This is a genomic window from Curtobacterium sp. AB451, assembly GCF_050585845.1.
GTDB lineage: Bacteria > Actinomycetota > Actinomycetes > Actinomycetales > Microbacteriaceae > Curtobacterium.
Genome location: NZ_JBOBQG010000002.1, coordinates 617,407 through 630,730, shown reverse-complemented (window position 1 = coordinate 630,730; position 13,324 = coordinate 617,407). Strand labels below are relative to the sequence as shown.

At 72.1% G+C, this 13,324-nt stretch carries 12 protein-coding genes and 1 tRNA gene; 6 read left to right on the top strand and 7 right to left on the bottom strand.

What is annotated here, in order from left to right:
* Positions 1–30 precede the first annotated feature (30 nt).
* Complete coding sequence (locus ACQXVK_RS06890; protein WP_430853099.1) at positions 31–1,230, top strand: hypothetical protein; 1,200 nt, start codon at positions 31–33, stop codon at positions 1,228–1,230.
* 47 nt (positions 1,231–1,277) lie between these two features.
* Here the strand turns inward: ACQXVK_RS06890 and ACQXVK_RS06885 are convergent, their stop codons facing one another.
* The gene (locus ACQXVK_RS06885; protein ID WP_430853098.1) at positions 1,278–2,321 is read right to left on the bottom strand and encodes an amidase domain-containing protein; all 1,044 of its coding nucleotides are present in this window, start codon (positions 2,319–2,321) and stop codon (positions 1,278–1,280) included.
* A 73-nt stretch (positions 2,322–2,394) separates the two neighbouring features.
* Here ACQXVK_RS06885 and ACQXVK_RS06880 point away from each other — a divergent pair, with 73 nt between their 5' ends.
* Complete coding sequence (locus tag ACQXVK_RS06880) at positions 2,395–2,778, top strand: hypothetical protein (RefSeq protein ID WP_430853097.1); 384 nt, start codon at positions 2,395–2,397, stop codon at positions 2,776–2,778.
* A gap of 60 nt (positions 2,779–2,838) precedes the next feature.
* Here ACQXVK_RS06880 and ACQXVK_RS06875 read toward each other — a convergent pair.
* From ACQXVK_RS06875 to galU, 4 genes are all read right to left on the bottom strand, one after another.
* Positions 2,839–2,911 (bottom strand) — tRNA-Ala (locus tag ACQXVK_RS06875).
* A gap of 51 nt (positions 2,912–2,962) precedes the next feature.
* Positions 2,963–4,066 carry a hypothetical protein gene (locus ACQXVK_RS06870; RefSeq protein WP_402267193.1) on the bottom strand — a complete coding sequence of 368 codons (1,104 nt, stop codon included), beginning with the start codon at positions 4,064–4,066 and terminating at the stop codon, positions 2,963–2,965.
* A 130-nt stretch (positions 4,067–4,196) separates the two neighbouring features.
* Entirely contained in the window at positions 4,197–4,856 is a 660-nt protein-coding gene (locus tag ACQXVK_RS06865; protein WP_022907538.1) for a GNAT family N-acetyltransferase, read from the bottom strand.
* 70 nt (positions 4,857–4,926) lie between these two features.
* Positions 4,927–5,817, bottom strand: coding sequence for a UTP--glucose-1-phosphate uridylyltransferase GalU (gene galU, locus ACQXVK_RS06860; RefSeq protein ID WP_022907539.1), 891 nt, complete (start codon positions 5,815–5,817; stop codon positions 4,927–4,929).
* A 114-nt stretch (positions 5,818–5,931) separates the two neighbouring features.
* Between galU and ACQXVK_RS06855 the strand changes: the two genes are divergently transcribed.
* From ACQXVK_RS06855 to mscL, 3 genes are all read left to right on the top strand, one after another.
* On the top strand, positions 5,932–6,516 hold the full coding sequence (locus ACQXVK_RS06855) for a 5-formyltetrahydrofolate cyclo-ligase (RefSeq protein ID WP_430853096.1): 585 nt from the start codon (positions 5,932–5,934) through the stop codon (positions 6,514–6,516).
* Between the two features lies 1 nt (position 6,517).
* Positions 6,518–6,853: an FmdB family zinc ribbon protein gene (locus tag ACQXVK_RS06850; RefSeq protein WP_430853095.1), complete on the top strand. Its 336-nt coding sequence runs from the start codon at positions 6,518–6,520 to the stop codon at positions 6,851–6,853.
* A gap of 72 nt (positions 6,854–6,925) precedes the next feature.
* Entirely contained in the window at positions 6,926–7,429 is a 504-nt protein-coding gene (gene mscL, locus ACQXVK_RS06845; RefSeq protein ID WP_022907542.1) for a large conductance mechanosensitive channel protein MscL, read from the top strand.
* 90 nt (positions 7,430–7,519) lie between these two features.
* Here mscL and ACQXVK_RS06840 read toward each other — a convergent pair whose 3' ends face one another.
* Both ACQXVK_RS06840 and ACQXVK_RS06835 read right to left on the bottom strand, forming a co-directional pair.
* Positions 7,520–8,107: a CDP-alcohol phosphatidyltransferase family protein gene (locus ACQXVK_RS06840; protein WP_022907543.1), complete on the bottom strand. Its 588-nt coding sequence runs from the start codon at positions 8,105–8,107 to the stop codon at positions 7,520–7,522.
* A gap of 367 nt (positions 8,108–8,474) precedes the next feature.
* Positions 8,475–12,197 (bottom strand): AAA family ATPase, encoded by a 3,723-nt coding sequence (locus ACQXVK_RS06835; RefSeq protein WP_402267275.1) that lies wholly within the window; start codon positions 12,195–12,197, stop codon positions 8,475–8,477.
* A gap of 253 nt (positions 12,198–12,450) precedes the next feature.
* On the opposite strand from ACQXVK_RS06835, the gene ACQXVK_RS06830 reads away from it, so the two are divergent.
* A complete protein-coding gene (locus ACQXVK_RS06830) occupies positions 12,451–13,323 on the top strand; it encodes an HpcH/HpaI aldolase/citrate lyase family protein (protein ID WP_022908609.1) in 873 nt (290 codons plus the stop codon).
* The last annotated feature ends 1 nt before the right edge of the window (position 13,324 follow it).

Here is a 13,324-nt window from a genome sequence, read left to right as displayed (position 1 = left end):
GCGGCGCCCTGGACGTGCGAGGATCGGGCGGTGACCAGCGCGCCGGAGACGACCCGCGCCTCCCGGCCGGCCCCGGAGGCGCGCCACGGCGGCTGGACCACTCCCCTGCTCCTGTGGCTCGCCTCACGCGTGGTCAGCACGGTCCTGCTCGCCACCGTCTACGGCGTGGCGACCGCGAACGGCTGGCCGTTCGCGTCGGTCCGACGCGACCCGTCGTTCTTCACGTTCTCGGGGTCGTGGGACGCGTCGTTCTACCGGATCATCGCGGAGCACGGGTACCCGACGACCCTCCCCCTCGACGACGCGGGGCACGTCGTGCCGAACGCCTGGGCGTTCCTGCCGGTGTTCCCGACGATCGTGCGCGCGGTCATGCCGCTCACGGGCGGCTCGTTCTGGGTGGCCGGTGTGCTCGTCGCGACCCTCGCCGGTGCCGGCGCGTGCGTCCTGCTGTACCGGCTCGTGCTGGCCGTGGGCTGCTCGCACCGGGCACGTTGGGCGACCGCGCTCTTCGCCTTCGGGCCGACCGGCTTCCTGCTGCAGGTCGCCTACGCCGAGAGCACGTTCCTGCTGCTGCTCTTCGGGGCGCTCCTGGCGCTCGTCCGGCGGCGGTACTGGCTGATCGCGCCGTTGGGGCTCGTGGCGGCGTTCACGAAGCCCGGGGTGCTCGCGCTGGCCGTCGCGCTCGCGGTGCACCTCGTCGCGCGGTGGGTCGCGGAGCGCCGGACGCTGCCGGTCCGGGACGCCGTCGCGATCGTCGTGTCGGGGCTCGTCGTCGCCGCGGCCGGGCTGGCGTGGCCGGTGATCGCCTCGGCCGTGACCGGGCGGCCGAACGCGTACCTCGACACCGAGCTGTCCTGGTGGGTGGGCTTCGTCGGCCGGCAGCACTTCGCGCCGCTCACCCCGTGGTTCACGATGGCCCGGACGTGGCTCGGGCCGTTCGGGATCGTGCTCGTGGTGGCGGTGCTCGCCGGCGCGGTGTGGTTCTGGACCCGGAGGTCGGTCCGTGCGCTCGGCGTCGACGTGTGGGCGTTCACCGCGGCGTACGGGCTGTACCTCGTGGCGGTGTTCCTGCCGCAGCAGTCCCTGCCCCGTCTGCTCATGCCGACGGCGCCGCTGCTCGGGTCGGACGTGTTCGTCGGCACGCGACGCCGGGCGGTCGCGTGGCTCGTCGTGGGCGTGTGCCTGCACCCGGTCGCCGTCGTGCTGCTCTGGTTCCTCGGCTACCCCTGACGGGCGGCGGCGTCCTGATGCGCGCCTGGCGCGCGGCGGCGCGGGCGCTACGCGTCGAAGGTGTGGAACCAGGCGGTGCCGCCCGGGTGCTGCACCGTGATCATCTCGTCGAGGTCGCGGTACGGGCCGTCCTGGTTGTGGCTCGCCGACTTGATGCGGATCGTGCCGTCCGGCTCGGTGAACACCTCGGAGACGATCGTGGTGTGGTCCGGCGAGTCGTTGTCGTTCCAGTCGTAGAACACGATGTCGCCCACCTTGACCTTGTCGCGCTCGTCGAGGGACCGACGGGTGAGCCCGAACTCGGCGGCGTTCGCGCTCAGCCACGGGTCCATCGTCGGGCAGTAGGTCCACGTCGCGGAGTGCTCGGCGCCGGCCGCACGGTTGTACCAGTCCGAGCGCTGCTGCCAGCCGCGGGCGATCAGGGTCTGCGAGACGTAGTTCGCGCAGTCGCCGCCGATCGGGTTCATGGTGCCGTACTCGGCGAGGTTGTAGTCCTTCCAGTGCGCCATGGCGTACTCGAGCTGCCGGTCGACGTCCGTCAGCGCCGCGTACGCGAGGCTCGTCGTCGCGACCGCGGTCGAAGCATCCGGGACGGGCGCGGTGGTCGGTGTGGGCGTGGCGGTCGCGGAGTCCTGGGTCGCCCCGGTCTGCCCGTCGTTCGCGGCGCTGCCGTTGCCGTCCGAGGACTGGTTCGCCGACGGCGACGGCTCGATCGCGGTCGTGAAGAGCGCGACGTCCGCCGACTCGGGCGTGTACATCGCCTGGTGCGGTGCCGTGAAGGTCACCTTCGTGGCGGTCGCCGCCACGTCGCGCGCGGCGATGCCACCGACCGTGACCCCCTTGACCGCTGCCAGCCCGGAGCCGGCCACGGTGATCGTCACGCCGCCGGCGAGCGGGACCTTCGCCGGGGTGAGCGCCTTCGCGACCGGCTTCGCGGTGGGCGTGGCCGATCCGCTGCCGGACGCGGCACGACCCGTGCTCCCGCCCGTGCCCGTGCCGTCGCCTCCCGACGAACACGCGGCGACGGCGAGCCCGATCCCGGTCACCCCGGCGAGGGACAGCAGGGAGCGGCGCGTCAGGGAAGCAGTCATGGTGGTTCCCAGGGTAGGCGACGGCACGGCATGATCGCTGGCAGGAACCACCATCGAGAGGATCAGCACGCACATGCCCGAGAGCCACGACTTCTTCGTCGCCGCCGACCCCGATTCGGTCCGGACCCGCGTCCGCGGCGCCCTCGCCCGCGAGGGCTACACCGTCGAGGACGGCGAGCAGGGAGCCCTCCGCGCCACCCGCGGCAGCATGGGCCTCACCCTGCTGATCGGCGGGATGGCGAACGACCGCACGTTCCACACCCGGCTCGACGTGCAGATCATGGTGACACCGGACGGCCGGACGGTCGCGCGGCTCCTGCGCGGTGCCGGGAAGTCGGCGCTCAAGGGCGGTGCGCTCGGGATCGCACGGGGCAACCGCGCCTTCGAGCAGGCCGCGAACGCGATCCACATCGACCTCGCGCACGCGGGCGTCCTGACGGACAGCGTCCCCGGCTGACGTCGGACGACCCCGGGAACGGGAGAAGGCCACCCGATCGGGTGGCCTTCTGCCGTGGAGTGGAGCTAAGGGGATTCGAACCCCTGACCTTCTCATTGCGAACGAGACGCGCTACCAACTGCGCCATAGCCCCAAGTGCTCGACCACACTAGCACCAGCGCGCGGTCGATCCGAAATCGACCACTCAGACGGCGCGCCGCCGACGCATGATCGCGTCGAGGTCGGTCTGCTGGTAGCCGTCGTCGTCGATGACCCCCATCCCCGCCCACTTGCTCGGCGGTGCCGGGGGCGCGGCGGGTGCGGGCGACGGTGCGATCGACGGCTCGGCGGCCGCCGTTTCCGTCACGGGGGCTCGGAGTCCCAGACGCTCCGCGAGTCGGCCCTGGTCGTGCGCGGACAGCGACGCGACGGCCTCCTCGACGTCGGGGCGCATGCGCGACACCCGGGCGAGCGACGGGTCGGTCTCGGCGGCACGGATCGCGGCCGCTTCGGCCTCGGCTTCCGCCTTGGCCGCGGCGACGCGCTCCCTGAGTCGCGCGGCGAGCTCCGCCGACGACTCCGGCGATGCCACCGGCACCTTCGGGCGCTCGACGTACAGCGGCTTCGGCATGCTGTTCGGCGTCCAGCTGCGGTCACGAGCGGGCTCGGCGGCCTGCTCGGTGGACAGCGGCGGCGCCGGGTCCGTCCACTCGCTCGCGGGCCTGGAGGCGCGGCTGGGCTCCGGCACGGCCGTCGCAGTCCGCGCCTTCCGCGCCGTCGCGACCTGGTGCAGCTGCGCGAGGACCGCTGCGGATCCCCCGACGGCGACGAGACCGGCGACGCCGACGAGCCAGGCGGTGGGCACGGCGACGAACACGACGACGGCGACGACGAGACCCGCCGTGCCGAGCAGGGTGGCGCCGAGCCGCGACCGGCGCATGCGCATCGCGGTGAGGGCGGGGACCGACGAGGCACGTTCGAGCACGGGCGCCTGCTCGGCGAGGCGACGGGTGATCTCGCGCTGCCGGGCGGCCTCGTGCGCGCGGACGATCGCGGTGCGCTTCGCCTCTTCCGACTTCGCGACCCGCTGGGCCTCGGCGAGGGACTTCGCGTTCATCTCGATGCGGACCTCGTCCGGCAGCTCGGCGGTCTGCGCGAGGATCCGGAGGGTCTGCTGCAGCCGGATCGCGTTCCGCTCGGTGGCGAGGTACTGCCGACGGGCCGCCCAGGACGGCATGAGGTAGACGAGCCAGAGCACGGCCGCGATGAGCAGGACGATGCCGCCGCCCCAGGAGCCGATACCTGCCATGGGGACACGGTAGGGGCGGGGGTTCCCCCGTCCGGTGATTGCCGGACGCGTGTTGCGCGTGTCGCGACGAAATCACCGGGGACGAGCCGCGCCTCCCCGGCCGTGCCGCTGGACGGACCGGACCCTCGGGTCAGACGCGGGGCGTGGTGTGCAGCGGCATCGCCGCCTCGTCGCGTGCCGCGAGCGGGACGGAACCGAGCCCGGGGGGCACCTGGCCGCGGACCCAGCGTTCGAGGACGCCCTCGCGGACCTCCTCCGCCACGAGCGCGAAGCAGAAGTGGTCGCGCCAGTCGCCGTTGATGTGGATGTAGCGGCGGCGGAGCCCCTCGTACCGGAAGCCGAGCTTCTCGACGACGCGCAGCGACGGCGCGTTCTCGGGGCGGATGCAGATCTCGATGCGGTGGATGCCGACGACGCGGAAGCAGTGGTCCACCGCCAGTGCGACGGCGATCGGCGTGACGTTGTGGCCGGCGGCGTCCTCGACCACCCAGTAGCCGATCGACGCACTGGCCAGCGAACCGTACGTGATGCCGGAGACGTTCAGCTGCCCCACGAAGCGGCCGTCGAGCTCCATCGCGAACGGGAGCCCGAGCCCCGCGCGGGCGTTGGCCTGGAGCGCGCGGATGCTGCCGCGGACGTCGGTGGAGACGTGTCCGGAGGGGTTCGTGGCCTCCCACGTGCGGAGCCAGGAACGGTTGGTCGCGAGGGCGACGTCGAGGTCACGGGTGTCACGGAGGCGGAGGGGCCGGATGGTGACCCGCCCGTGGGACAGGGTCGGGATCGTCGTCATCGCGCTGGTTCCTCCGGGAGCGTCGAACGGGCCCGGGGATGATCCCCGGACCCGTTCGGCGACGGGTCGTCTATTCGCCCGCGTTGAACTCCTTGAGCCACGACTTGAGGTCGGGGCCGAGGTCTTCGCGGTCCGAGGCGAGCTGGACGATCGCCTTGATGTAGTCGAGTTTGTCACCGGTGTCGTACCGGCGTCCACGGAACACGACGCCGTACACGCCGCCGGTCCACTCCTCGGCGTTCGCCATCTTCATGAGCGCGTCGGTCAGCTGGATCTCGCCGCCCTTGCCCGGCTCCTGCTTCTCGAGGACGTCGAAGACCTCGGGGCGGATGACGTAGCGACCGATGATCGCCAGGTTGGAGGGCGCCTCGCCCTGCGGGGGCTTCTCGACGAGCCCGGTGATCTTCACGACGTCGTCGGTGTCGGTCTCCTCGACCGTGGCGATGCCGTACAGGTGCGTCTGCGACTCCGGGACCTCGAGCAGCGCGACGACGGTGGCGTTCTTCTCGCCCTGGACCTCGATCATGCGCTTGAGCAGCGGGTCGCGGGCGTCGATGATGTCGTCGCCGAGGAGCACGGCGAACGGCTCGCGGCCGACGTGCATCTTCGCGCGGAGCACGGCGTGGCCGAGGCCGAGCGGGTCGCCCTGGCGGACGTAGTGCATGTCGGCGAGGTCCGTGGACTGGTTCACCTTCTGCAGCTTCTCGTGGTCACCCTTCTTCTTCAGGGTCTCCTCGAGCTCGGACACGTGGTCGAAGTGGTTCTCGAGCGCGTTCTTGTTGCGGCCCGTGATCATCAGCACGTCGGTGAGCCCTGCGCCGACGGCCTCTTCCACCACGTACTGGATGGCCGGCTTGTCGACGACGGGGAGCATCTCCTTCGGCATCGCCTTGGTGGCGGGGAGGAAGCGCGTGCCCAGGCCTGCGGCGGGGATCACGGCCTTCGAAATCTGGAAGCCCATGCCTGGACGGTATCGGATGACCCTTGGACGGGGCATGTCGTCGCTACGGAGGACACGGCTTCCCGCGCTCGGCGGCGGAAAGCCGCAACACGTGCCCTCGGTAGACTCCTCGGCATGACCGCCGATCTCGGGAACGAGAAGCGCGCCCTGCGAGCCGAGCTCCGGCAGCGGCGGCGCACCCGGACCACGACCGAACGCGAGACGGACACCGAGGCGCTCACGGCGACCCTGCAGCGCTTCGCCGAGGAACGGCAGGTCGAGTCGATCGCGGTGTACCTCTCGGCGCCGGACGAGCCGGACGTCCGGCCGTTCCTGGACTGGGCGTTCGAGCGCGGCATCCGGGTGCTCCTGCCGATCACGCGCGAGGACGGGCTGCTCGACTGGGCGGTCGGCGACGGCGTCTCGGAGACCGAGGGGATCGCCGGTGTGCCCGAGGTCGTCGGTGAGGTCCTCTCCCCCCTCGCGATCAACGACGTCGACGCGATCCTCGCCCCGGCCGCGGCGGTCGGCCACGACGGCGTCCGGATGGGCTGGGGACGCGGCTACTACGACAAGACCCTCGGGTCGATGGCGAACCGACCGCCCGTCTATGCTGTGATCTTCGACGCGGAGTACCTCGACGAGGTCCCGCGCGAGACCCACGACGAACCCGTCGACGGCATCATCACGCCGTCCCGCATCATCACCTTCCGGAGCTAGGGTGCCCACCTACTCGTACCGCTGCACGGAGTGCGGCAACGCCTTCGACATCAAGCAGTCCTTCTCCGACGCCACGCTCACCGAGTGCCCGGCGTGCGGCGGCGTCCTGCGCAAGGTCTTCTCGCCGGTCGGCGTGACGTTCAACGGCGGCGGGTTCTACCGCACCGACTCCCGTCCGGCCCCGAAGGAGTCGTCGGGCTCGTCGGAGTCGTCCGGCTCTGGCTCGTCGGGCTCGGGCTCGTCCGGCTCGTCGTCGTCGACGCCCGCGAAGACCGAGTCGAAGCCCGCAGCCGCCAAGCCCGCTGCCTCGACCACGCCGAAGCCCGCCGCGTCCTGACCGTCGTCCGGACTCCTCGGTAGGTTGAGAGCGTCGCCGTCCGGCGGCCGTCCTCGACCCGGAAGGAGTCCCGTGAAGGGGTTCAAGGAGTTCCTGCTCCGCGGCAACGTCATCGATCTGGCCGTCGCAGTCGTCATCGGTGCGGCGTTCACCGCCATCGTGACCGTCATCGTCAACGCACTCATCAACCCGCTCATCGGGGCCGTGTTCAACGCGTCCTCGCTCGACACGGCGTTGATCCTGAAGATCCCGACCGCGACGGGCACCGATCCCGCCGAGCTCAAGTTCGGTGCGATCATCGGCGCGGTCATCAACTTCGTCATCGTCGCCGCGGTGGTCTACTTCGCCCTCGTGCTGCCGGTGAACCACCTCAAGAAGGTGGCGTTCGAGCGGGTCAAGAACGACGAGGAGCAGACGCCGCAGGACGTCCCGCCCACCGACGTCGAGGTGCTGCTCGAGATCCGCGACCTGCTCCGTTCGCAGAACGGCGGCGCCGTGGCCACCGGCGGGGGTGCGCACGTGGCACCGTCCACCGCTCCCGAGGGTCCCGGCATCGGGGGCACGACGAAGCTCTAGTCCGGCGCACCACCGGAGTCCGTCCGAACCGCGCGATCGCGTGGCTCGGGCGGACTTTCGTCGTGCGGGGCGCAGCGGCGGCGCGCGGCGTCAGCGCGCGGCGGCGACCGAGCGGCGCTTGGCGAACATCGCCACCGCGTACTGCGCACCCGCGAGCACGTGGCCGACGGTGCCGAGGTACACGAACACCAGGGCGACGACCCGGACCCACGGGGCGTTCTCGTCGACGGTGTGCACGGCCGAGAACAGCAGCACCGGCAGGCCCACGAAGAGCAGTGCGGAGCGGATCTTGCCGGTCCACGTGACGTCGAGGTCCGGGTTGCCGTGGAACAGCACGCTCGAGAGCACGACGAGCACCAGGTCGACGAGCACCACCACGGCGACGACCCACCACGGCAGCAGCCCGGTCAGCACGAGCGACAGCACGATCGCGATGATCGCGAGGCGGTCGGCGACGGGGTCGATGGCCTTGCCGAGCTTCGAGCCCTGGTCGAACTTGCGGGCGATGAAGCCGTCCGCCCAGTCGCTCACGCCGATGACGACGAGCGTGACGAGCGCCCAGCCGGGGTGTCCGGCGACGACGAGCCAGACGAACACCGGGATCAGCAGCAGGCGGACCAGGGAGATCAGGTTCGGCCAGGTCTGCCAGTCGGGGCGCTCCCGCACGGTGTCAGTCATCGCAGGACAGGCTACCCGCTACCAGTGGGGCGGGACGTCCCGCCGGAGCTGGTCGTCGTTCTCCCCGTCGCGGTGCCGCGCCGGTTCCGGCGGCGCCACCGGGTCGTACCCCGGCACCGGCTGGGTGGTGACGCGGCGGCGGGGCCGAGCCGCGCCTCCTGGACGCGGTTCCGGCTCGCCGCCGTCGGTCGCCGGGCGGTCGGGAGGCGCGGCTGACGACGCGTCGTCGGCCCGCGACCACGTGCCCACCAGCTGGTCGGTCTCCGGCGTCACCGGACCGGCCGGCCGGGAGGCCCGCCGGCTCGGCCGAGGGGTCATCGGCGGGCGGGCCCGGTGGCGGGCACGCCGGGATCGAGATCCGACGTGCTCATCGGCGAGCGGGGATCGGCGGGATCGAGATCTCCTGCGTCACGCCGCGGTCGACGCCGAGCACCTGGGCGACGGTGTTCGCGACGCGGTCCGGGTCGGAGAAGAGCTGGAACGCGTGCACGCGCACGTAGTGCCAGCCGAGTCGGCGCAGGACCTCGGGGCGGAGGCGCAGCGACTCGCGGAGCGACCCCTGCACGAGCGTCGCGTCGGTCTCGATCGTGACGCACACCCCGCCGTGCGCGGCGACGAGGCCGAGCTTGCCACGGTGCCCGAGCGCGACCGGGATGCCGCGCATCTCGAGCCGGCGGGCGAGGTCGACGAGCAGCGGGTCGGAGTCGTCCGGCACGTACTCGGCGGTGGTGCGCGCGCGGACCTCGGCGAGGATCTCGGCGAGGGCGACGGTGCCGTGCCCCATGCGCTCGGCCTCGATGTCCGACGGCTGGAAGCACGTGACGATCACCATCGAGCGGCGCGCACGGGTCATCGCGACCGCGAGCAGCCGCTCGCCGCCGGGCTTGCCGAGCGGGCCGAAGTCGCGGAGCACCCGGCCGTGCGGCGTCCGGCCGTAGCCGATCGAGAAGACCACGCGGTCGCGGCTCTGGGCGACGGACTGCTCGAGCGTCGCGACGATGAACGGCTCCGCGCGGTCGCCGATGACGAACTCGGTGAGGTCCTTGTGCCCCTGGGCTGCGGTGAGCACCGCCTGCTCGACGCGGACCGCGTGCTTCGCCGACGCGGTGATGACCATGAGCGACTCGGTCGGACGGGTGCGGGCGTGGTCCATGACGAGCCGGACGACACGGTCCACCTCGGCGTCGACGCTCTCGACCGCTCCGGACTCCGGGTCCGGCACGGCCTTGCCGTCGCTGACGTAGTCGAGCGCGATCGAGCCGTGCCCGAGGAACGAGCCGGCCCACGGGAGCGACTCGATGCGACCGCCGTAGAAGCGACGGTTGACGAGCTCGGCCAGGTCCTCGCCGCCGGCCCGGTACGAGCGCGTGAGCGACAGCGTCGGCAGGAGCGTGGAGAGCTTGGCGAGCGCGGAGTCGGCGTGGAAGGCGTCGAGCGTGCCCTCGTCGACCTGCAGCGCACGGTGCGCCGGGTCGACGGCGATCCGGAACGGCGACGGGGTCTGCGTGACCGGGTCACCGAACACCACGGTCTGTCGGGCGCGACGGACCGCACCGACCGTCTCGGCGATGGTGACGGCACCGGCGTCGACGAGGATGACCGTGTCGAAGGGCATCGTGTCGGCGATCTGCGACACCTCGTACGGGCTCGCGAGCCAGACGGGCGCGATGGACCGCGACAGGTGCGGCGCGGAGTCCTGCAGCAGACGCGAGGTGATCGCGCCCTCCTTGAGCTGCGTCTTCAGGGCGGTGGCCTCGTCCGGCCAGTCGACGAGTCCGACCTTCCAGTTCTCGGCGAGCTGCCACGCGAGGCCCTGGGAGACCCCGGCCGCGTGGGCGTCGTCGACGAGCCGGAAGTCGGCCTCGACCCGGTCGAGCATGTCGGTGTTCGCACCGAGCAGCGCCCGGTCGGACTCGAGCATCGTCTCGAGGGCGGACTGCCACCACGCGAGCTCGAGCTCGGCGGGGACGTGGGTGTCCGGCACGTGCCGGTTCGCCAGGTCCGTGATGAGCGGCTCGAGCTGCAGGTCGCGCAGGGTCTGCATGAGCTCGGTGCGTTCCTGCAGGTTGTGCAGGACGTCGGACTCCTCGGCGAGGCGGGCGATCGTCGGGACGAGCTCGTCGATCGGCACGTTCGCCAGCTGGGTCTCGCGGGCGGTGCGGCCGAGCGGCTCGTCGAGGCGCGCGAGGTCCTCCACCACGTTCGAGAACAGCACCTGGACGTCCGCGATGCCGGTGGGCACCTCGGGGTTCACCCCGGCGGCGACGTACCGCTGCCACAGGACGCGCTGCTGCTGGACGCGGGTGAGCGCCTCGTGCAGGTCGGACACGTGCACACCCGGGCGGACGTACTCGCGGGCGAGCTTCTTCAGCCGGCGCCGGTTCGTCGACGACATCGGCGCGCCCTCGCCCCGGGGGGCCGTGGCGGCGACGAGCTCGGAGACCGAGCGGTCGAAGACGACGGGCAGGAAGCGGTCGAGCGTGTCGCGGATCTCGGTGAGCAGGCGCAGGTAGATGCCGAGCTCGTTGATCGTCGTGAACTGCCGCATGTGGGTGGTGGCGACGAGGTCGTGGGCGCGGCGGAGCAGGGTCGGCAGCGCGTCGGCGTCGAGGTCCTTCGCGATGCGGTGTGCCCGCTGGGCGCCGTCGCTCGTGGAGAACTTCGCGCCGTACCAGGGCGAGTCGTCGGGGCCGTAGCGGAACTCGCCGAGGTTCGCCGCGCTGACCATCGTCTCGGCGACGCGCGAGCGTCCCTCGACCATGCTCGTCACCGACGTCGCGGACAGGCGCGCGGTCGTCGACGGCGGGACCGGCAGCAGCGACAGGCGGGAGAGCTCGACGAGGCAGTCGAGCACCGAGACCCGGAAGTCCGGGTCGACGCGGGTCAGCGAACCGCGGTAGTCCTTCAGCACCTTGCGGAGCCGGACCAGGGCGTCGTCGACCTCGCGCAGGTTCGGACGAGACGCCTTCTCGTTGCGGGCGATCGCGCGGACGACGTCACGGCGGAGGGTGCCGGGGGTGACCGCGACACCGGGGAGCTGGACCTCGGCGAAGCGCGCCGCGATGCCGCGGAGGGTCGCCCGGCGCGGGCTGACCACGAGCACGCGCTTGTTCGCCGCGACGAGACCGCCGAGCGCGTTCACGATCGTCTGCGTGCCACCGGTGCCGGGGAGGGTCTTCACGACGATCGAGTTGCCGGCCGTGATCTGCGCGATCACGTTCTCCTGCTCGTCGTCGGCGTCGAGCAGGAGCGTGTCGGTCTCCGGGCTCCGCTCGTCCGACGGGGTCTGCTCGACCGGGTGGTAGGACTGCTCGACCTGCCACTTGGCGCTGGGGTTGCCGGCGAGGGCGTCGAGCACGGGGTGCGACAGGTCCTCGGTGTCCTCCACCATGCCGGTCGCGACCTCGGCGAAGGTCGACACGACGAGGCGTGCGTGCACCGAGAAGCCCGGGATGTGCGCGGTGAGGCCGCGCAGCCGGTCGATGACGGGGTTCGGCGTGAACGAGCCGTCCTGCTGGGCCAACGCCACGAAGGACTGGGCGTCGAGGATGACGCCGAACTGCTCGTGCAGGGCGTCGGCGAGGCCGGGGTTCAGGACGGGCTCGCCGAGCAGGCGGACCTCGAAGTCGCGGCCGTGCCGACGGATCGCGAGCGGGCGCAGCAGGACCGGTCCGCGGAACTGCTCGTCGCCGTGCTGCCAGTCGGCCATGCCGATGCCGAGCTTGACGGCGTCGATGCCGCGCACGGTGGACAGCTCGGTGCCCTTGGCCTCGACGTGACCGGCGGCGATGCGGGCAGCACGGAGCGCCACCTCGTCGCGGATCAGGCTCGACAGGAGCGTCGTCTTGCCGGTGATGAACTGTGCGAGGCCACCGGGGTGCGTCGTCGAGAGCTCGATGCGGGCACGCGGGTGGTCGCTGAAGTGCGTGAGGGGGCTCGTGCCGCCGACGCCGGCGAGCTGGCCGCGCCAGACGTCCCACACCGGCTCGGCGGCGTTGCCGGCCTGGAGGCGCGGGTCACCCAGGCTGATCGCCTGCGGACTCGTCAGCTGGAGTTCCGGGCGCAGGGTGCGGTCGGGTTCGTCCGTCACGGCGGTCTCTTCCTGCTGCCCCCGCTGGTCCTGCTCCCCCTGCTGTCCGTCCCGCCCGTCCGCGGGCGCGTCGGCGCCCTCGACGGGGACGTCGTCGTTCACGTCGTCCTCGCCGTCGGTCACCCTGTCCGCTCGCCACACATCCGACACTGTAGGCGGAAGCGGGCTGGCACTCTGGCAATGACCCGAGGTTTCGGACTTTCCGGACCCCGCCGACGCGCGACCGGGCGCGCCGGTGTGGTACCAACGGGGCATGGCCATCGACGACCGCACCGCCCCTCCCACCCCCACGCCGAACCGGCGTCGATCGGTCCCCGCCGAGATCTCACGCTCATGGCTCCTCGTCGCCGGCACCGCCGCCGACCGCTTCGAGAAGGCCCAGCGGTCCCGTGCCGACCAGATCATCCTCGACATCGAGGACGCGGTGGACCCGGCGGCGAAGCCCGAGGCCCGCGGCACCGTGGCGTCCTGGCTCGCGGGCGGCGGCGAGGCCTGGGTGCGGATCAACGACGTGACGACGGACTTCTGGGCCGACGACGTCGAGGAGCTCCGGGGCCTGCCGGGGCTGCAGGGCGTGATGCTCGCGAAGACCGAGTCCCCGGCGCAGGTCACCGACACGTGGCACCGGCTCGGCGGGCAGACCCCGGTGATCGCCCTGGTGGAGTCGGCGCTCGGCATCGAGGAGTCGGTCTCCATCGCGAAGGCACAGGGCGCGTTCCGCCTGGCGTTCGGCTCGGGCGACTACCGACGCGACACCGGGACGAGCGCGGACACGCTCGCGATGGCGTACCCGCGCTCGAAGCTCGTCGTGGCCTCGCGCGTCGGTGACCTGCCCGGACCGATCGACGGCCCGACGGTGGGGTCGTCGCACCCGATCCTCCGCGAGCAGTCCCAGGTCGCGGTCTCGCTCGGGCTGACCGGCAAGCTGTGCCTCGACACTGAGCAGCTGCCGGTCATCAACGAGGTCATCTCCCCCACGCCGACCGACGTCGCCTGGGCGCAGGACTTCCTCGACGACTTCGAGGCACGGGGCCGCGTCATCCGTGACGGCTCCGACCTGCCCCGACTCGGGCGCGCGCAGAAGATCCAGCGCCTCGCACAGGCGTTCGGCGTCGAGGCGCGGTAGG

Excerpts from the sequence above, each read along its gene's own strand:
- ACQXVK_RS06840 (WP_022907543.1), bottom strand. The coding sequence starts at position 8,107 with ATGACTGACACCGTGCGGGAGCGCCCCGACTGGCAGACCTGGCCGAAC.
- ACQXVK_RS06870 (WP_402267193.1), bottom strand. The coding sequence starts at position 4,066 with ATGGCAGGTATCGGCTCCTGGGGCGGCGGCATCGTCCTGCTCATCGCG.
- galU (WP_022907539.1), bottom strand. The coding sequence starts at position 5,817 with ATGGGCTTCCAGATTTCGAAGGCCGTGATCCCCGCCGCAGGCCTGGGC.
- ACQXVK_RS06855 (WP_430853096.1), top strand. The coding sequence starts at position 5,932 with ATGACCGCCGATCTCGGGAACGAGAAGCGCGCCCTGCGAGCCGAGCTC.
- ACQXVK_RS06880 (WP_430853097.1), top strand. The coding sequence starts at position 2,395 with ATGCCCGAGAGCCACGACTTCTTCGTCGCCGCCGACCCCGATTCGGTC.
- ACQXVK_RS06830 (WP_022908609.1), top strand. The coding sequence starts at position 12,451 with ATGGCCATCGACGACCGCACCGCCCCTCCCACCCCCACGCCGAACCGG.
- ACQXVK_RS06885 (WP_430853098.1), bottom strand. The coding sequence starts at position 2,321 with ATGACTGCTTCCCTGACGCGCCGCTCCCTGCTGTCCCTCGCCGGGGTG.
- ACQXVK_RS06865 (WP_022907538.1), bottom strand. The coding sequence starts at position 4,856 with ATGACGACGATCCCGACCCTGTCCCACGGGCGGGTCACCATCCGGCCC.